At 69.8% G+C, this 15,326-nt stretch carries 30 protein-coding genes; 3 read left to right on the forward strand and 27 right to left on the reverse strand.

The genetic code is table 11. The features are described from left to right. Nucleotides 1–199: 199 nt before the first annotated feature. The 27 genes from QSK35_RS41740 to QSK35_RS41870 all read right to left on the reverse strand — a co-directional run bounded on the left by QSK35_RS41740 (nt 200) and on the right by QSK35_RS41870 (nt 12,876). Nucleotides 200–958, reverse strand: a complete 759-nt coding sequence (locus tag QSK35_RS41740; protein ID WP_285753877.1) for an AAA family ATPase — start codon at nt 956–958, stop codon at nt 200–202. Between the two features lie 191 nt (nt 959–1,149). Then, nucleotides 1,150–1,347: a hypothetical protein gene (locus QSK35_RS41745; RefSeq protein ID WP_285753880.1), complete on the reverse strand. Its 198-nt coding sequence runs from the start codon at nt 1,345–1,347 to the stop codon at nt 1,150–1,152. A gap of 91 nt (nt 1,348–1,438) precedes the next feature. Beyond that, on the reverse strand, nt 1,439–1,663 hold the full coding sequence (locus tag QSK35_RS41750; protein ID WP_285753881.1) for a hypothetical protein: 225 nt from the start codon (nt 1,661–1,663) through the stop codon (nt 1,439–1,441). Nucleotides 1,664–1,665: 2 nt separating this feature from the next. Beyond that, entirely contained in the window at nt 1,666–1,851 is a 186-nt protein-coding gene (locus QSK35_RS41755; protein WP_285753883.1) for a hypothetical protein, read from the reverse strand. After that, nucleotides 1,841–2,041 carry a terminase gpP N-terminus-related DNA-binding protein gene (locus QSK35_RS41760; protein ID WP_285753885.1) on the reverse strand — a complete coding sequence of 67 codons (201 nt, stop codon included), beginning with the start codon at nt 2,039–2,041 and terminating at the stop codon, nt 1,841–1,843. The genes QSK35_RS41755 and QSK35_RS41760 overlap by 11 nt, the downstream gene beginning before the upstream one ends. After that, nucleotides 2,038–2,727 carry a hypothetical protein gene (locus QSK35_RS41765; RefSeq protein WP_285753887.1) on the reverse strand — a complete coding sequence of 230 codons (690 nt, stop codon included), beginning with the start codon at nt 2,725–2,727 and terminating at the stop codon, nt 2,038–2,040. Before QSK35_RS41765 ends, QSK35_RS41760 begins: the two co-directional genes overlap by 4 nt. Next, on the reverse strand, nt 2,724–2,996 hold the full coding sequence (locus QSK35_RS41770; protein ID WP_285753888.1) for a hypothetical protein: 273 nt from the start codon (nt 2,994–2,996) through the stop codon (nt 2,724–2,726). Before QSK35_RS41770 ends, QSK35_RS41765 begins: the two co-directional genes overlap by 4 nt. Then, nucleotides 2,993–3,265, reverse strand: a complete 273-nt coding sequence (locus QSK35_RS41775) for a hypothetical protein (protein WP_285753890.1) — start codon at nt 3,263–3,265, stop codon at nt 2,993–2,995. The genes QSK35_RS41770 and QSK35_RS41775 overlap by 4 nt, the downstream gene beginning before the upstream one ends. After that, complete coding sequence (locus tag QSK35_RS41780; RefSeq protein WP_285753892.1) at nt 3,262–3,606, reverse strand: hypothetical protein; 345 nt, start codon at nt 3,604–3,606, stop codon at nt 3,262–3,264. The genes QSK35_RS41775 and QSK35_RS41780 overlap by 4 nt, the downstream gene beginning before the upstream one ends. Beyond that, nucleotides 3,603–3,950 carry a hypothetical protein gene (locus QSK35_RS41785; RefSeq protein WP_285753894.1) on the reverse strand — a complete coding sequence of 116 codons (348 nt, stop codon included), beginning with the start codon at nt 3,948–3,950 and terminating at the stop codon, nt 3,603–3,605. Before QSK35_RS41785 ends, QSK35_RS41780 begins: the two co-directional genes overlap by 4 nt. 28 nt (nt 3,951–3,978) lie before the next feature. Next, on the reverse strand, nt 3,979–4,566 hold the full coding sequence (locus tag QSK35_RS41790; protein ID WP_285753896.1) for a hypothetical protein: 588 nt from the start codon (nt 4,564–4,566) through the stop codon (nt 3,979–3,981). Next, a complete protein-coding gene (locus tag QSK35_RS41795; protein ID WP_285753898.1) occupies nt 4,563–5,669 on the reverse strand; it encodes an HNH endonuclease in 1,107 nt (368 codons plus the stop codon). Before QSK35_RS41795 ends, QSK35_RS41790 begins: the two co-directional genes overlap by 4 nt. A 43-nt stretch (nt 5,670–5,712) precedes the next feature. Continuing rightward, nucleotides 5,713–5,946, reverse strand: coding sequence for a helix-turn-helix domain-containing protein (locus QSK35_RS41800; protein WP_285753900.1), 234 nt, complete (start codon nt 5,944–5,946; stop codon nt 5,713–5,715). After that, nucleotides 5,943–6,161, reverse strand: coding sequence for a hypothetical protein (locus QSK35_RS41805; RefSeq protein WP_285753902.1), 219 nt, complete (start codon nt 6,159–6,161; stop codon nt 5,943–5,945). Before QSK35_RS41805 ends, QSK35_RS41800 begins: the two co-directional genes overlap by 4 nt. Nucleotides 6,162–6,256: 95 nt before the next feature. After that, a complete protein-coding gene (locus QSK35_RS41810; RefSeq protein ID WP_285753904.1) occupies nt 6,257–6,628 on the reverse strand; it encodes a hypothetical protein in 372 nt (123 codons plus the stop codon). 13 nt (nt 6,629–6,641) lie between these two features. Beyond that, a complete protein-coding gene (locus QSK35_RS41815; RefSeq protein WP_285753906.1) occupies nt 6,642–7,157 on the reverse strand; it encodes a hypothetical protein in 516 nt (171 codons plus the stop codon). Next, nucleotides 7,154–7,396, reverse strand: a complete 243-nt coding sequence (locus QSK35_RS41820; RefSeq protein WP_285753908.1) for a hypothetical protein — start codon at nt 7,394–7,396, stop codon at nt 7,154–7,156. The genes QSK35_RS41815 and QSK35_RS41820 overlap by 4 nt, the downstream gene beginning before the upstream one ends. Further along, nucleotides 7,393–8,175, reverse strand: coding sequence for a ribonuclease H family protein (locus tag QSK35_RS41825; RefSeq protein WP_285753910.1), 783 nt, complete (start codon nt 8,173–8,175; stop codon nt 7,393–7,395). Before QSK35_RS41825 ends, QSK35_RS41820 begins: the two co-directional genes overlap by 4 nt. Next, nucleotides 8,168–9,610 carry a LuxR family transcriptional regulator gene (locus QSK35_RS41830; protein WP_285753912.1) on the reverse strand — a complete coding sequence of 481 codons (1,443 nt, stop codon included), beginning with the start codon at nt 9,608–9,610 and terminating at the stop codon, nt 8,168–8,170. Before QSK35_RS41830 ends, QSK35_RS41825 begins: the two co-directional genes overlap by 8 nt. Continuing rightward, nucleotides 9,607–9,762, reverse strand: coding sequence for a hypothetical protein (locus QSK35_RS41835; RefSeq protein WP_285753914.1), 156 nt, complete (start codon nt 9,760–9,762; stop codon nt 9,607–9,609). The genes QSK35_RS41830 and QSK35_RS41835 overlap by 4 nt, the downstream gene beginning before the upstream one ends. Nucleotides 9,763–9,765: 3 nt before the next feature. After that, nucleotides 9,766–9,969: a hypothetical protein gene (locus tag QSK35_RS41840; RefSeq protein ID WP_285753916.1), complete on the reverse strand. Its 204-nt coding sequence runs from the start codon at nt 9,967–9,969 to the stop codon at nt 9,766–9,768. Further along, on the reverse strand, nt 9,966–10,205 hold the full coding sequence (locus tag QSK35_RS41845; protein ID WP_285753918.1) for a hypothetical protein: 240 nt from the start codon (nt 10,203–10,205) through the stop codon (nt 9,966–9,968). The genes QSK35_RS41840 and QSK35_RS41845 overlap by 4 nt, the downstream gene beginning before the upstream one ends. Next, nucleotides 10,202–10,915, reverse strand: coding sequence for a hypothetical protein (locus QSK35_RS41850; protein WP_285753920.1), 714 nt, complete (start codon nt 10,913–10,915; stop codon nt 10,202–10,204). The genes QSK35_RS41845 and QSK35_RS41850 overlap by 4 nt, the downstream gene beginning before the upstream one ends. Continuing rightward, nucleotides 10,915–11,235, reverse strand: a complete 321-nt coding sequence (locus tag QSK35_RS41855) for a hypothetical protein (protein ID WP_285753922.1) — start codon at nt 11,233–11,235, stop codon at nt 10,915–10,917. The genes QSK35_RS41850 and QSK35_RS41855 overlap by 1 nt, the downstream gene beginning before the upstream one ends. Continuing rightward, entirely contained in the window at nt 11,232–12,227 is a 996-nt protein-coding gene (locus tag QSK35_RS41860) for a hypothetical protein (protein ID WP_285753924.1), read from the reverse strand. Before QSK35_RS41860 ends, QSK35_RS41855 begins: the two co-directional genes overlap by 4 nt. Nucleotides 12,228–12,338: 111 nt before the next feature. Beyond that, nucleotides 12,339–12,548, reverse strand: coding sequence for a helix-turn-helix transcriptional regulator (locus QSK35_RS41865; protein ID WP_285753926.1), 210 nt, complete (start codon nt 12,546–12,548; stop codon nt 12,339–12,341). Further along, entirely contained in the window at nt 12,529–12,876 is a 348-nt protein-coding gene (locus QSK35_RS41870; RefSeq protein ID WP_285753928.1) for a helix-turn-helix domain-containing protein, read from the reverse strand. Before QSK35_RS41870 ends, QSK35_RS41865 begins: the two co-directional genes overlap by 20 nt. Nucleotides 12,877–13,074: 198 nt before the next feature. Here QSK35_RS41870 and QSK35_RS41875 point away from each other — a divergent pair, with 198 nt between their 5' ends. The 3 genes from QSK35_RS41875 (at nt 13,075) to QSK35_RS41885 (ending at nt 15,275) form a co-directional block, all read left to right on the forward strand. Next, complete coding sequence (locus QSK35_RS41875; RefSeq protein ID WP_285753930.1) at nt 13,075–13,524, forward strand: helix-turn-helix domain-containing protein; 450 nt, start codon at nt 13,075–13,077, stop codon at nt 13,522–13,524. 141 nt (nt 13,525–13,665) lie between these two features. Continuing rightward, a complete protein-coding gene (locus tag QSK35_RS41880) occupies nt 13,666–13,926 on the forward strand; it encodes a hypothetical protein (RefSeq protein WP_285753932.1) in 261 nt (86 codons plus the stop codon). Between the two features lie 146 nt (nt 13,927–14,072). Then, on the forward strand, nt 14,073–15,275 hold the full coding sequence (locus QSK35_RS41885; protein WP_285753934.1) for a tyrosine-type recombinase/integrase: 1,203 nt from the start codon (nt 14,073–14,075) through the stop codon (nt 15,273–15,275). Nucleotides 15,276–15,326 lie beyond the last annotated feature (51 nt).

The raw sequence follows: 15,326 nt of genomic DNA on the forward strand, positions 1-15,326 counted from the left end.
CGCGATCGGCGCTGCCGGAGAGCGGGCGAATCGGCCATTCTCGCCCCCTAAATTTCGGCGGGGGGATAAAGGGGGAGGGTTGGGCGCGGGGTGGTCCGTGGTGATCCACTAAAAACGTTTCCGCAGGTCAGAGGCTTGCGATTCGATCTACGTTTCCGCAGGTCAGAGGGGGTGCGATCGTTTCAAGTGGACCGAGTGATCAAATGGATCTGGGGTCGACGATCAACGGTTCTCGGGTCGCATTCCCCTTGGCCCTGAGCTTGTTGGCGCGGCCGGTGTTGCAGCCGCGGTGAGCGAGCCTGCAGTTGGCCCGGTCTAGTGCGTCACCGCCGTCGCGCAGCTGCACGAGGTGGTCGACCGTGCGCGACCACGCGTGATCCGCGTGCAGGTCCTGGTCCACCCAGCCACCACAGATCCAGCAGTGCGTCTCTTCGCTGAACACCTGGGCCTGCAGGCGACGCCACGGCCGGCCCGACCGCAGCCGCTCGCAGCAGCTCTTGCACCGCGCACTCAAGGCAGGCCGGCCACAGTCCATGCACGGGCGGGCCTCGGCTACGGGCTGCGCCTGGTAGCGCTGGTACCACTGGCGGATCGCGGCGAACGTGCCCGGTGGCCTGCCGTCGACGCGGGCGCGGTGCAGGCACTCGTCGATGCCGGGGTCGAGCAGCACTAGGCGGGCGCGGAACCGGCTCACCCAGGACTGCCGCTGTGTGGCGCCGGGCAGGCACCGCACCACGTAGGCGGTGATGCCTCGGTTCGTCTGTAGCTGGACGAGCTGGGCGCGCATGCGCTGCTCGGCCAGGCGTGTGATGTACGGGGTGTGCATGTGCAGCCGGCTGCTACCAAGCTGCCGCGCGATCGCGTCCCGATCGATCACCAGGTCGCCCGGCCGCGCGAGCTCCAAGGCCTTGGTGGTCTTGCCCGCGCACGGCGGACCCGCGATGAGGGTCACCGGCATGACGCCCCCTGACGTACGCGAGGCCCCCGCACCAATGGGTCTGATGCGAGGGCCTCGGGTCCGGGAGCCAATCCCCGGTCAGGCGGTGAATTTTGTGGGTGAACGAGGGTCGGCGGCGGTGTCCTGTGCAGACACTTCACCAACGTGAACGACGATACGTTGCGTGCTGATCAACAGGCAAGCAGGGGCCCTCATCGCGGCGTGGCGGTGGCCTTCAGGTCGACGAGCTGCTTGGCCAGCTTCAGCACCTCGGTCAGTGGCGGCCCGTCGACCGGCACGTGGGCCTCTTCGAGCCGTTTGGCCTCGGCCAGGTAGTCGCCGAGCACGGCGTGCGCCTGGCCCAGTTGTTGCACTGGCGATGGTGGTGGGGTCGGAATCGTGTAACCCATGCCTGGCTCCTGAGGTGGGTAGGCCCGGCTGGCGCTTCCCTCGCCAGCCGGGCCCGCACTATCGCACACTTGTTCGATTCCATGTCAAGGGTCACGGCCACCACTGGATGTGGACCATGGTGTCGGCCCTGCGCCGGAGGTCGGGGTTGTCGAACTCAGGTGTGCGTCCGATGCCGCCGGTCACCGCGGTCTTGATCTCCGCACTGAACGGCGGTGTGGCCTCGACCTCATCCGCGAGCTGACGTAGCTGGCGCGCGAACTCCTGCGCCTCAGCGCGGCTCGTCGGCTCGTACGGGTTCAGCTTGCGGATCTCCATGTTCAGCTCCCTGCGGTGACTTTGACGATGTGCCCGCCGTCGGCGTTGAACGAGGCCTTGACCCGCACGCGCGGGGTGGCGTCGCCGCCGAACGTGGCGCGCAGCTCGGTGAGCGCTTCGACTAGCTCGTCGATGGTGGCGGGCGAGTCGAACTCGATCCGGTGCGCGGTGGCGGCTTTACGGGGCATGTTCGGGATCCTTCCGGATGTGCTTGCTGTAGGTGGCTTGTGCTTCGTTGAGGTCCCACTGTCGGGTGCGTCGGGTGCCGTACCGGGTCCAGCGGTAGCGGGATGCCCAGGACCGCACGGTGCCGGGTGCGACGCCGAAGTGGGCGGCGATCGCCGCGGTGTCGGCGAGCCGTTTGCGTGGCTTGATCATCGGCGGCGCTCCCTGCCGTCGGCCTCGGCGATCCAGTCGCTGAGGTCGATCCATCGGTCGCGGGCCCAGCGGGTGGTGCAGCGCGGGCAGGTGACGTGGTCGGCGTCTGGGCGGACCAGGAGCAGGTAGCCGCAGCGCAATCCGTCGAGGGGGACGGGGCAGCGGCCGAGCTTGGCTTTGCCGCGGTTCTCGTGGGCTACCTCGCGCAGGCTGTTCGCGGTGTTGGTCATGTCCCACACGCAGAGGCCGGCGAAGTCCTGTTTGCACACCCAGTGCCACATGCGGCCGAGGACCATGATCGAGGGCCACTTGCCTGGTGGTGGAGCTGGGTAGTACAGGCCGGTGAGCTCGCACACGCGCTCGGACCAGAAGAACACGACGTCGGCGAACGCGTCGGGGTCGCCGCGGCGTTCGGCGATCGAGCGCCAGTCGGTGAGCGCGAGGACGAGATCGTTCGCGGGGCTCGCGCTCTTGTAGCTCGAGGAACCGCGGGCGACATCGCTGCCGCGTTTCGGCAGCAGCGCGTCGGGGTCGTTCCAGATGGTGAACGCGATCCGTTCGATGTCGTCGAGCGCCTGGCGACCCTCGCGCATGCAGGGTTCGCACACGCGGAAGCCAGGTAGCGCTCGGCGGCCGCCGTGCGGGTGGACGGCACACGGCTGGGTCGCGTCCGGACGGTTGGTCAACCCGTCACCTCCGGCGGGTGCGCCTCGCGGCGGGCGAGCTCGGCGCGCAAAGCGGCGAGCGGGACGCGGTCGAGGCCCAACCACTTGACCTCGTCCGCGTTGACGGTGACGTCGACCTCGGTGACGAACACCTCCAGCTCGGCCACCGGGACGTGGCCGACCGCCATCCTCAGCACGGCGGCCCTGGCTGGCAGCGGCTTGCCGCTGTCGGCGTCAGTGACGAGCCCGTCGACGTGCTCTTTGTTGGCGACGATGCGGATGCGGTTCACGGTCCGGAGCTCCTTGGTTCACTGGCGAGCAGCTGTTGCAGGGCGATCCACGTGTCGGTGCTGTGCGCGGCCGCGGCGCCGAGTGCGGCGCGCACGATCAGGCGGGCGACCTCGTCGGCGGTGATCTCCATGGGCGCGGTCGCCGAGCCGGAGCACTGTTCGCCGTCCGCGTTGATGATTCCCACGTGGACGTAGACGGTGCCGTCTTCGCCGTCGCCGTCGTGATCGACCTCGGTGACGATCGGGATCTCGTCGACGTCCATGGTCATCGCGACCACCGCCCAGTCATCCACCGCATGATCCGGGCGAACAGCGGCGCGGCCGCCACGGCAACCTGTTGCGCGAACGGCTGAGCATCGGTGTCCCGGCAGTCGCCGGCGCTGCTGGCCGCGGGTGCGTCGACGCGGTGTCCCAGCTCGTGCATGCGGTCGGCCAGGAGGCGGCCGACGTGTCCGGCGGGGACTCCTGGGGTCTGGATGAGCGCCTTGATCGTCTGGTGCTCGTCGCGGTGTTCGGCGCTGCAGTACTTGCCCAGCGTGTGGGCCCACGACAGCGTGAGCACCGTGCAGCTGGGCAGGTCGCAGCGCTCATAGGTGACGGGCTTGGTCATCGGCGGTTCTTCCTCGTGCGGCGGCGGGTGCGGTTGCGGTAGGCGTGACCGTCGATGCACAGCGGTAGCGGACCGCTACGGCGCTTGGGCCGCAACCGAATCAGGAGAAGTAGAGGGCCGATGTGCTCGGCGGTGTGCCTGAACGCTTCGGCCATGGCCGCGAAGGCTGGCGTCAGTACGCGGAAGGCCTCTTGCAAGCTGCGCGACATCATGGCGGCGAGCCACGTGATGTTGCACGGTGCGGTGCAGACGCGCGGGATCTCGCTGGGGCGCAACAGGTTGTGGCATCCCGGTATGGCGCATCTGGTGTGCACCTGCACGGCCGGATCGGTGACGGTGGTCATGGCGGTGACGTGTCTCCTCGAGGTGGGGCTACTTCTTGAAGCGGGACCAGAGGTGGCCGTAGCGGCAGGTCTCGCGGTGTGGCTGGTGCAGTTGCTGGCCGTGGTGGCGGGCGCCGACGGCCTGGCGCTCGTTGAGGTAGACCGCTTGAAGGAAGCCCTTGCCGTCGATGGAGAGCAGGACGACCTGCTTGATCGCGGTGGGGTCGGGGTCGGCGTCGACGGGCAGCTTGTCGCCCTTGGCGTTGAAGGCCCAGACGATCGAGCGGCCGCAGTGGTCGCACGCCACGCGGTGCGGGGCGAGGTCGCTGCGGAGCTTGTCCGCGGCGACGAGGTGGCGCCGGCCGCCCGCGTCGGGTTCGGGCGGCAGGGCCGGGCGGGCGTTGTCCGGGTTGGCCTGGTCCGCCAGCTTGATCCGGGCGTGGTGGGCGCTGCCGCTGAAGGGCTGGCGTTCGGCGCCGGGGTTGAGCGGTGGGGGGCCGAGGCAGTCGGCGCCGACAGGCTGGCCGCAGCCCTTGGGTGGTGCTGGGCAGGCAACGGTGCGGGCGTGTGCGCGTTCCTCGAGGAGGCTCCAGCGGAACACCTCCTGGGGGCCTGCGTTGTCGCGCTTGGATCTCACGGTGATCTCCTCTCCTCGGGGTCGGGCGGGTTGCTGGTGGCGGTCTTGCGGTAGGTGGGTGGGCTGGCTGCGGTGCGGGGTGTGGTGGCGGGTCCGACTTGGGTGCGTCTGCCTCGGGGGCCTACGTCGCCGCCGGTCTGGGTGGGGTGTGGACCGGGTGATGTGCGGCTGCCCGACCCATCCCCACCCCTCTCCAGAGGCAGGCCGTCGGTGGTGGCATCCGGTGATGCTCTGGTGGTGTGTTGTGCCTGGTCGGTCTGGTTTTCCACAGACCTGTCCCTGGGATGTGGATCAACGGTTTGATCAAGTTCGGATCGGTGATCGGATCCGGATCCGATCGGTGATCGATCGGCGATCGGATCGGGCGATTCGGAGGCGATCTGGTCGGCGATCTCGATCTCTGGGGGCCAGGGGGTGACGCGCTGGATGGACAGCGGATCGGTGCCCTTGGGCCAGCCATCGGCCGGGACGGTGCCGGGCACGGGCGGGCCGTGCAGGGTGAGGCCGGCCGCCTCGGGGGTGCGGGCATCCTTCTTGCGGGCGTTGCAGGAGGTGCAGGCGACGACAAGGTTGTCGGCGCCGCGCGCGACGGTGGGGTCGACGTGGTCGATGCACAGCGCGTTGGCGGACTTCTTGTCGGCCCACGGGACGACGATCAGGCAGTAGCGGCAGGCGTTGCCGTCGCGCATCTTGACCAGGTGGATCAAGTCCTTGTCGCCGAGCTCGCGGCGCTTGGCGCGGTGCACGGTGTTCTCGGCCTTGGACGGGTTGTGGTCGAGCCAGTCGTGGATCCAGTAGCCGCCCATCTCCGGTGTCCACCTGAGACCAGTGAGGCAGTCGCACAGCTCGTCTGGCGGGGTGTCGGGGTTGTACTGGTGCAGCAGCGGGGCGCGGCCGTTGGCCTTGATCGTGGTGACCGCGACGAGCTCGGCGGGCCGGAACTCGTTGTCCACCACCCACTGCGGCAGCCAGCCATTGGTGCGTTGCTGTGCGGCGTACAGCCAGCAGAACGTCACGCCGGTCATGGCGCCGCGGCTGGCGGCCGCGACCGCGCGCAGCTTCGGGTTGCCGTAGGCCTTGTCGTCGCCTTTGAACCACGGCATCAGGTCACCGGCCCTTCGGTGGTGCGGTCAGGGTCGGTGTGGGTCACCCGGTGGTCCTCGCTTTCTGGCGTGTGGCACGGGAACGCAGGCGCGTCACGCGGCGCTCGGGGATGTGCAGCTGCTGGGCGATCTCGGCGGCGCTCCAGCCGCGCCTGCTGAGCCGTTCGACGACGTGCTGCAGCTGATCGAGGCCGAGCTCGGCGACCTCGGCCTTGGTCGCTCGGCCGGCGGCCGCGCGCTCGACGAGCACCCAGTCCGCCTCCCGGCGCGCGGTCACCGGTGGACCTCGGTGGCGAGGAACGCCGCGACCGCGGACGGAGTGACGCCGAGCTGTGCGCCGATCGCGACGGGCTCGGCGCGCAGCTGCCGCATCCGGCGGGCGACGGCCTTGCGCTCGGCGATGGTGAGCGGTCGGTGGACCTGGCGGCCGGACACGACGTGGCGCACGATGCGGTCGTCGACGAGCTGGTTGGTATGCAACGGTGCCGCCATGTCGTGTCCTTTCTGGACGGTCTGGGGTGGATGTGCGGGAGCGGCGGACGGTGCCTCAGGGAAGTAGGCACCGGCCGCCGCAGGTCGAGCTGGGCTTACCGAATGTGGACGGTGCCGCCGATCCGGCCGGCCTGGACGACGGTGCCGTGCACGGTGCCGTCGATGTGGTTGCCGGGTTTCTTGGTGAGCTGCTTGGCGTCGCGGTCGAGGCAAGCGTTGGCGGGCAACGGGTCACCCGCGTGGTGCTCGACCGCGGTCTTGAGGTTGCCGTCGACGGCGACGAGTCCGCCCACGGGCCAGGTGGCTGGGCGCGGGTCCTGGCCGATCGGGGCGGCGACGTTGCGTAGGTCGTAGTCGGCGAGGATCTCGCCGCACCAGGCGCATCGCTGTCGCAGCAGCGTGCCGATCTCGACGTCGAGTCCGGCGATGTGCACGACGCCGGCGTGGCGCGGGAACGTTGCGGTCAAAGGGATCTACTCCTCAGTTGCTTGCGGTGGCGGCCGAGGCCTCGGTGGCCTTGGCGATACGGCTCAGCACGCGGTCGCACGCGGCGATTCGCGCGTCGACCTGCGCGTGCGAGTCCTTGTCGTGGAGTCCGAAGCTCGTGCGGAACTCGACTTCCTGGCGGCGGCGCTCGGTCACCGCGTCGATCAGCCGCTCGGCAGTGGCCCAGTCGTCGAGGACCAGCGGGGTGCGCTCGTCGTTGACGAGGTCCTGGCCATAGGCGTACGGGTCCGCGATCGACATGCGCGCAATGCGCTCTGCTGGCCCAGGGTTGTAGAAGACGGCGCAGCGGCGGCGGCCGTGCTCGTCGACGATGTAGGTCCACATCGGCACCTCGCCGGCCGTACGGGACCAGCGCGCGGGCAGCACAGCGGACCGGAACAGGGGGTCGTCCGGGTCAGGCTCGCCGAGCTCGAAACCGAGCGCGAGCAAGTCGTCCTCGGTGCCGTTGTTCAGGGCCACGGGCAGCCGGTCGATGTTGGTGTCGGTCAAGGGGTATCTCCTCGGTCTGGGCGCCATTCGCGCCGGGTTTCGCGGGCGATCTGGCGCATCCGCTGCAGGTCGTAGATCTCGCCGTCGGTACGCACGCGGGGCATGGCGCTGAAGTCGTAGAGCGGCCGGTCGGTGGTGCCGTGGTCGGCGCGGCGGGTGCCGCGCAGCCCGATCACGGCACACAGGGCCGCGAGCAGCCCGGCGGCGACGAGCACCACCGCGATCAGCCAGGGCGTCATCGCTCCTCACCGCTCGAGGTCGGGCCGGCGGCGAGCTCGGCGAGCAGGTGCTCGTAGGGCAGGGCGCGGGCGAGGCGGTCGGCGACCCGGTGCAGCGGGGTGGCCTTGGACCGGACGTAGCTGATGCGCGCGTTGACCTGCCGGTCGGATGCCTTGCGCAGCAACACATACGCCTCGTACGGCACCCAGGCCGGGCACTGGACGAACCGCCGGACGCGGCCGGCCAGGATGCGGCGCGCCATGTTCAGCGCGTCGACGTTGTCGGACCACACGTCGACCGGGTGGCGGTCGGGGTAGAGGCGCAGGGCCTGCGCGATCGCGAGCAGCTCCAGGCCGGTCACGTTCTCGGTGGCACCGTCGACCGTGCCGGACAGCATCCAGCCAGCGTCGGTGATCGCCGCCCATCCGGCGTGCTCGTCGCTTTTGCGGATCGATGCGTCGCACGCGACGACCGATCCAGTGCCGCGCAACGGGTCCGGCAGCGGGAAGGCCTCGGCGGGCACGTGCAGTACCGGGGTCTTGGGCCACAGGTGCGAGCCGTGCGTGCCGTACACCTGGCCGTACCGGTACTCATCGCGGACGGCGACCAGGCGCAGCGCCTCGGCGTGCGCGTCGTTCTCGGTCACCTCGAGGCCGCGGTGTACCTGGCGGCAGCGGCACGACACGTGCCACGCCCAGCCACCGGCCACGGTGCCCGCGATCGAGATCCGCCAGCTGTGCATGCCCAGCCAGTGCCGGATCACGTGGCGGGTCTTGGGGAAACGCGGTCGCTTACCCACGGCCATCACCACCTGGCGCGGGCAGCGAGTCGACGCGGCCCGCGGCGATCGCGGCGAGGCGCGAGACGCTGATCGTGCGCCAGCCGAGCTGTTCGGCGCGCTGCACGGCCTCGGCGAGCAGCCGGTGCCCCTGCGGCGTTCCTGGGGGCATCAGGTGCGGCCGGACGACGTCCATGACGAGGTCGAGCAGGGCGCGGCGGTCGATGTCGTAGCCGCCGAAGTCGTCGGGCCGCGGCGCGATGTACTCGGAGATGTCCTCGCCGAGTGCGCGGTCTAGCTGCTCGCGCAGCGGCGCGGTGTCCGGTTCGAGCTCGGCGCGGCGGCGGGTGAGCACGGCGACGAACGTGCGCAGCAGCGCGCGGATCTGCTCGGCGTCCCAGGCGTCGCACGGGTCGAACTGGCCGCGGATCGCCTGCCATAGCTGGCGGGCCGTCGCGACGTCCGCGGGTTCGTACTCGTCCGGGGCCACGCCGTACGGGGCGTGCTCGCCGCTGCCGCCGATGTCGGCGAGCTCGGCGCGCAGTTCCTCGACCTCGGCCACCAGCTCGCCGATCTTCGCGCGCTGCCGGTCGACCTGGTCGGAGAGCAGGCCGGCGTGCTGGGCGGAGTCGAGTGCGGTGTCCCAGCCGCGCATCCGCGCCGCCCGCAACCGGTCGAGCTCGGCGAGCAGCCAGGGCAGATCGGCTCTTGCGGCGGCGATGAACTCGGCGTCGTGCCGGGACTGCTCGTCGACGTGCTTGGGCCCGGTCAGCGCGACCGGACTCGGCCGGCCGTCGACGTCGAGGACGTGCACGAACTCATGCGGGCGGCCGTCCGGACCGGTCCACCCGTAGTCCGGTGGCGCGACCCGCCACGGGCCCGCGGTCGCTGCCGCCAGCCGCGCCCGGATCGCGGCCAGTCGCTCGTCGATGGTCGGGATGCGGATCGGGCTCATTGGATGCTCACCCCGCCCGGCCCCGGACAGCAGGCCGAGCTCGAACCCGCGCCGGACGGCGTGCGCACGGTCGCGGGCTTCGAGCCTGCGGTACAGCCGCCTGCAGCGGTCCACGACCACGCTCTCGGTGATCCCCATGCGCTGACCGATCCGGACGTTGGTCAGGCCACGCGAGACCAGGTCGAGCATCTCCACCTGCGAGGCGCTCAGCGCGGGGCCGGACAGGGAGCGAGAGGCTGCCGGGTCGGCGGCGAGCAGGCCGAGCTCGAACCCCCGCCGCACGGCGTGCGCACGGTCATTCGCACCAAGGCGGGCGAACACCTTCCGCACGAAGACCCGAATCGTGTCGAGCGCCAGGCCGAGGCGGTCGCCGATCGCCGCGTTGCTCAGGCCCTGCGCGAGCAGCCGCAGCACCTGCAGCTCGCGCGCGCTGAGCTCCGAGCCCAGCGGCGGCAACTTCCATCTGCGGCGGGCGGGCGCCCTCGTAGTCGTCGTGGTCATGGGCGGATCACCACCGCTGAGGGCACGGTGGTGGGCGCGGCCGGCACCGACCCGGTGGTCGGGGCCGGGCTCGTCGGCCACGTCGGGTCACACGCCACGAGCGGCGCCCACACCAGCAGCGCGGCCACAGCGAGCCAGAGCAATCTCTTCACAGGTCACCAGATCCAGGGGTTGAGGTGGAGGTGCAGCTCGGCCAGGCGCGCGACGAGCACGGCCAGGCCGGGGAAGAACGGAGAGGTCGGCGGCGTGGCCGCGATAGCGGCCAGCGGCGCGAGTACGAACACGACGGCCACCGGCGCCGACAGCTCCAGCTCGTCGAGGGCCTGCTCGAAATCCGCAGCCGGTTCGGGCGGGGTCATGGCGTCCACCACTGGTGGCGCACCTGGGCCCACAGCAGCAGGCACAGCACCACGCACACCGCCAGCGCGCCGACGACGAACCCGCCGAACGCGGGGCAGTAGTAGGCGGTCGCCACTCGGCCCATCAGGGAGATCACCGCGAGCGCGACCGCGGACCAGAACGCCGGCAGCAGCATCCGCGCGAGGCAGACGACGAGGTCGACGAGGAACAGGCCCACGGCCCGCAGGGCGCTCACGGTGTACCGCCGGGCGCCGGGTCACCGCGCCAGCGAGCCTCTTCGGCGATCCGCTTGTAGTACATGCACGCGTCTTCCAGCGCCCACAACGCGATCCCCTGGTAGTGACCGGAATCGCGCGCTCGTCGCAGCGCGGCCGCGACAGCGTCGGCGGCCTCGGCGACCGCACGGCTCGCGGCGGCGTCGCCGAACCCCTCGGACACCATGGCGGCCTGGAACGCGCTGCGCGCCGTCAAGTAAGTCTCGTCGAGCTCCTCGACGGCCGGCTGCTGCGGCCGCGGCTCAGGCTCCGTCTCGCCGAGCTCCCGCTCGACTGCCGTCACCTCGTCGACAAGGTCGCCGCTCGGCTCGTCCGCCTGGTCCTCGTCGACGTCGACCGGCTCGTCCGCGCCCTGCAGGTACTCCTCGTCGGACGGCACGGCCGTGTCGGGCACCGGGGCGTGGTCGGTGTGCGCCCACACCGTCGACTCCAGGTCATGCGCCACGGCGGCCAGCGCCCGCGCGCCGTGCTGCAGCAGCTGCCGCAGCAACGGTGACGCGGTCCGCTCGGCCACCTCGAGGCACAGCTCGGCCAGCTCGCGGTCACCGGTCGCGACCGCAGCAAGCGCACCGCTGCCACCGCCCGGCGCATGCATCGCCTGCCGGATCCGCGCGTCCGCCTGCTCGGCTCGCTCGGCTAGCGGCTGCTGCCACTTCGGGAGTCCCGCCATCACGCACCCCCCGACGGCGTGGTGATGGCCGGCTCGTCCTGGAGCAGCGCGGCCGCGGTGTTGTTCGACTCGACGAGGCCGTTCAGCGCCATGGCGGCGATCCCGGCGAACAGTTGCGCGCTGCTGCCGTCGCGGTAGTAGCTGCTGGCCTCAACGCACGCGAGCCGCAGTTGTCGGCAGGACCGCATCAGCGCGCGGTGCTGGGCGATCACCTGCTCGTCGCTCGCGTCGAGGGCCAGCTTCCTGTTCGCGATGGCCTGGACCGCCTGCAGGGTGCGCTGGACGTTGCGGTACACCGCGCTGCGCATGGGCTTGCTCATCGCGCACCGCCAGCGGCGACGGCGATCGGCTCGACCGGCTCGACCGGCGGGATCGGCTCGCCGAGCGCGCACACGGCGCGCTCCAACGCCACGATCAGCCGCGTCGGCAGGCTCGCGATCAGGTCGGGCGACAGCACGCCGTACTCGGTGAACACCGCCGCGACGCGCTCACGGCGGCGTTCGTCGAGCATGCCGCGCAGCACCGTGCGACTCGCCGTGTCAGCCCGCAGGACGTGCTCGGCCCGCTCGTCGAACGACTCGTCGACCTCCTCGAGCGCGACGCCGTCGCCGAGCTCGATCTTCTGCTCGACAGCGTCTACCACGTCGGCCCGGTCCCCCGGCGTGACCGGCTGCTCGGCGGGCTCGTCGGCGGGGTCGGACACCCACACCTCGACGACCTCGTCGACGTCGACCGCGATGTGCTGCCAGTGCGCCGGATGCGGTGCGCGGTCGCACACGTTGCGGATCTCCCTGCCAGCGAGATCGAACACCGTGGGTCCGGTCGCCCGACACAATTCGCCGTCGATGTCCGCCAATGGGTCCGGGTCGTCGACCCGCACGTGACCGAGCGGGTCGGCCGGGAGCGTGGCGGGGGCCAGCAGGTCGGTCACGGCGACGCCGGTGCGGTGACGGCCGATCGACGGCACGTCCTCGGCGGCCGCGGGCGAGGCGGGCCAGGCGGCGACCACGCGGTAGTCGACGATCGCGAAGTGGCGCCACTGCGGCGGGTGCGGTCGGCGGACGCACACCACGCCGTCCTCACCGTGCGCGCCGCACCGCGGGTCCTTTTCGCTGGGCGCGATGAAGGTGGACCCGACCTCGACGTCCGATAGCGGGTCCGGGTCAAGCGCCTCGACCTGCTCGGCGGGCTCGACGTCGACGGGCTCGTCGACCGCCTCGGCGGCCGGCTCCGGGCTGTTCAGCACGCCGCTGGCCGGGGTGAACCAGTTGCTGGTTCTGGGCTGTTCTTCTGCGATCATGGGCTCGGTCACGAGAGGTCTCTTCTCTGGTGGTCGGCGGGGTCGTCCGGTGACGCGGGCGGCCCCGGCTTTTCGTTTCGGTGGGAAGGCAGGTCAGCAGGCGGCGCGAAGTCGGCGCGGCTGCTAGACGTCGTCGCCGCGAGCAGTGGTCTCGGCCTGCTTGACGATGTAGGCGTCCACATCGGACTTGCGGTAACGGACGCCCCCGCCGACCCTGATCGACGTCGGCCCTTCGCCGTGGTGGCGCCAGCGGTAGAGCGTTCCCCTGGCGACGTTGAGCAGCGGGGCGACCTCTTCTGGTCGCAGCAGCGGGTCATCCTGCGGCTTCGGCACGAGCGCGGCCTTTCCCTTGGCGGGCGGCGACACCCGGCTTGTTCGGCGGTCGGTCCTGCTCGGGGTCCTTCGGCGGGCCGGGTGGGCGGGGGATCGGCTCAGGCCGCGGCCGGGTGTCGACCACGTCGTCGAGGTCCAACCGGAGAGCACGGGCGACCTTCTGCAAGGTCTGGGTCGACGCACGGTCCTGGTGACCGTTCTCGTAGTTGGCCCAGGTAGAGACACCGATGCCTGCCTCGATCGCCATCTGCCGCTGGGTTTTGCACAGCTCCTCGCGCCGGCCGCGGATGCGGTTGGCGTTCACGCTGAGTCCTCTTGGGCGGGGCATGCGGCGAGATTAGGCAAGTTTCGGAGAGTTCGCAAGACGCAACTTGCCGCGCGTCTGCATATAGCCAGATCGTGACCCGAGCGGTATACAAGAGGGCATGCGAGTAGGGGAGGAAGCATGCGAGGAACGGCAGAACGGCCGCCTACCAGGCCTCATCGACGGTTAGACGCGGCGCGACCAGGCGGGCACAGTAGGTCCATGAGCGAGGATTGGGAGAGGCTAGGCGACTACGTGGTGAGCCGAAGGGTTGAACTCGGCTACCGAACCCAAGAGCCCTTCGCCAAGGCGGCCGGCATCAGCACGCGCACACTCCGCGAGCTTGAGGCTGGGAGACGAGTCGCCCGAAGCACTCTCGCTCTGGTCGAGTCGGCGCTCGGCTGGGGCGCCGGCGGTGCGACCACCGTGCTGCGAGGTGGCGAGCCCAACGTTGGCGGGCCGCCAGAGCAGTCGGTGACCGAGGCCGACGTCGACGAGGCCGAGGCCGCAATCATCGGCGCGAGCAATGACGAACTCGTCCGGCTGTTCCGAATCGTGGAGACCGGACGGGGGATCACCCGTGCGGACGCGGACCAGTGGCTCGTTGACGCTCTGGACATGCGCGATGACGCGCGGCGACGAAAGGAGGCTGCGAAACGTAGCGCCTCGTAGCGCAAGGTGAAAATCCTGGGCCGTTCGGGTGGTTGAGTCCGCAACTAGGTTATTCCAGGTAACTCCGCTCATATTCGTCCCCGATATGGCGGGCACAAGGGGTCAATTCCGCCGCGACCCAGCATGGGGAGGCTCAACCAAATGATGAACGTGAAGCTGTGGCGCGCGATCGCATACGTGCTTGGCGTCCCGTTCGTGTGGCTCACGATCGAGATTCTTCGCACCGACCCGGCGCGCAGGCTTCTGGTGCTTTTCCTGCTCGGACTCGCCGCACTTGTGGTAGTTGGCACGGTTATCTGTGCCTCCGCAGTGGTGCGCGCCCAGTCGCGGGAAACGGACTCGACAGCAGACGCACTTGTGTCCGCGACCAATCGACGTCGAGGACTGCGTTCCATCGAGTAGTGCCAGCTAACCGCCAGTTTGAATCGGGAACGCGAAGGGGAATCGCGTTCCCGATTCGTTCGGCAAGAAAGGATACGCGCGTGGCCCCACAAGATCTTTGGTACCTAAAGAAGAAGGAGAAAGGGCCAGACGGCAAAGACCGGCGTGTGAAGTCCAAGCGCCACGGCAGGGGGCAGCGGTGGCGGGTCAACTACACGGACCCGGTCACTGGTGAGGACCGTACGGCCCACTTCGACAAGAAGAGCGGGGTCGACAGCGCCGAGGAGTTCGAGAACAAGATCAAGGCAGCGATCGCCGAGGGCCGGTACATCGACCCAAAGGCCGGCCAGCAGCTCGTCGCCGACTACGCCGACACGTGGCTCAGCCGCCTCCAGAAGCGGACGTCAACCCGCAGCAAGTACGCCGGGATCGTCGAGAACCACATCAAGCCAGTGCTCGGCGAGTACAAGATGGTCCAGGTCGTGTCGGGCACGATCCAGGACTGGGTGACCGACCGGCGCACAGAGACCAACGACCGCAAGCCGCTTGCCGCCAGCACGCTACGCACGATCTACAACAGCGTCGTCTACCCGATGTTCAAGCGCGCCGTGACCGATCGCGTCATTCCGGCCCACCCGTGCGTCGACATCGTTCTGCCCGAGCTGCCCGACGGCGAGTACGACCTGCCCACGATCGAGCAGGTCGACGCGCTCGCGCGCAGCATGGACACCTACTACCGCTCGACGATCTTCCTCGCGGCCGGCTGCGGTCCCCGGCTCGGCGAAGTGTTCGGCCTCGAGCTGGAGGCTGTGGACTTCCTGCGTCGCGAGGTGCACATCCGTCACCAGCTCACGATGGCGAACGGAACGCCGCATCTCGCGCCACTGAAAACGAAGTCGAGCAAGCGAACCGTTGAGCTGCCGACGGTGGCTGGGAACATGCTGGCCCGCCACATCGAGCTATACCCCCCGAAGCCGGTGCTCGTCTGGGACCGGACGAATCCGGACAAGCCGCGGCAGCGCAAGGCGAGGCTGTTGTGGCTCGATCCGTCAGGCCGGCCGATGCGCGGGTCGAGGTGGTCGGACATCTGGAGGGCAGGGGTCGACGCGGCCGGTCTTCCGGAGGACACCTACACGATGACTTCGTTGCGGCATTTCTTCGCCACGACCTTGATCTACGCGGGCAAGAACGTGAAATCGGTCCAGATGGCGATGGGGCATGCGAAGCCCACGGTCACGCTGGAGACGTACCTCGGGTACTGGCCGGATGACGAGCGCGATGGCACGCGTGCGGTCGTCGATGCGGCGTTTGCGAGCCTGTCCGACGAGTTTTGTACCCGATCTGTACCGGATGATCTTGGGAAGGCCTAAGACGCTGGTCACGCCACTTCGACTACCCGTCGAGACTGGTTCTTGTAGAAC

This window comes from Lentzea sp. NBRC 105346, from assembly GCF_030269605.1.
GTDB lineage: Bacteria > Actinomycetota > Actinomycetes > Mycobacteriales > Pseudonocardiaceae > Lentzea.

Bases quoted from the DNA above. Each gene is read 5' to 3' on its own strand.
- QSK35_RS41740 (WP_285753877.1), bottom strand. From the start codon at position 958: ATGCCGGTGACCCTCATCGCGGGTCCGCCGTGCGCGGGCAAGACCACC.
- QSK35_RS41745 (WP_285753880.1), bottom strand. From the start codon at position 1,347: ATGGGTTACACGATTCCGACCCCACCACCATCGCCAGTGCAACAACTG.
- QSK35_RS41750 (WP_285753881.1), bottom strand. From the start codon at position 1,663: ATGGAGATCCGCAAGCTGAACCCGTACGAGCCGACGAGCCGCGCTGAG.
- QSK35_RS41755 (WP_285753883.1), bottom strand. From the start codon at position 1,851: ATGCCCCGTAAAGCCGCCACCGCGCACCGGATCGAGTTCGACTCGCCC.
- QSK35_RS41760 (WP_285753885.1), bottom strand. From the start codon at position 2,041: ATGATCAAGCCACGCAAACGGCTCGCCGACACCGCGGCGATCGCCGCC.
- QSK35_RS41775 (WP_285753890.1), bottom strand. From the start codon at position 3,265: ATGACCATGGACGTCGACGAGATCCCGATCGTCACCGAGGTCGATCAC.
- QSK35_RS41780 (WP_285753892.1), bottom strand. From the start codon at position 3,606: ATGACCAAGCCCGTCACCTATGAGCGCTGCGACCTGCCCAGCTGCACG.
- QSK35_RS41785 (WP_285753894.1), bottom strand. From the start codon at position 3,950: ATGACCACCGTCACCGATCCGGCCGTGCAGGTGCACACCAGATGCGCC.
- QSK35_RS41795 (WP_285753898.1), bottom strand. From the start codon at position 5,669: ATGCCGTGGTTCAAAGGCGACGACAAGGCCTACGGCAACCCGAAGCTG.
- QSK35_RS41805 (WP_285753902.1), bottom strand. From the start codon at position 6,161: ATGGCGGCACCGTTGCATACCAACCAGCTCGTCGACGACCGCATCGTG.
- QSK35_RS41820 (WP_285753908.1), bottom strand. From the start codon at position 7,396: ATGACGCCCTGGCTGATCGCGGTGGTGCTCGTCGCCGCCGGGCTGCTC.
- QSK35_RS41830 (WP_285753912.1), bottom strand. From the start codon at position 9,610: ATGACCACGACGACTACGAGGGCGCCCGCCCGCCGCAGATGGAAGTTG.
- QSK35_RS41840 (WP_285753916.1), bottom strand. From the start codon at position 9,969: ATGACCCCGCCCGAACCGGCTGCGGATTTCGAGCAGGCCCTCGACGAG.
- QSK35_RS41850 (WP_285753920.1), bottom strand. From the start codon at position 10,915: ATGGCGGGACTCCCGAAGTGGCAGCAGCCGCTAGCCGAGCGAGCCGAG.
- QSK35_RS41855 (WP_285753922.1), bottom strand. From the start codon at position 11,235: ATGAGCAAGCCCATGCGCAGCGCGGTGTACCGCAACGTCCAGCGCACC.
- QSK35_RS41870 (WP_285753928.1), bottom strand. From the start codon at position 12,876: ATGCCCCGCCCAAGAGGACTCAGCGTGAACGCCAACCGCATCCGCGGC.
- QSK35_RS41875 (WP_285753930.1), top strand. From the start codon at position 13,075: ATGAGCGAGGATTGGGAGAGGCTAGGCGACTACGTGGTGAGCCGAAGG.
- QSK35_RS41880 (WP_285753932.1), top strand. From the start codon at position 13,666: ATGATGAACGTGAAGCTGTGGCGCGCGATCGCATACGTGCTTGGCGTC.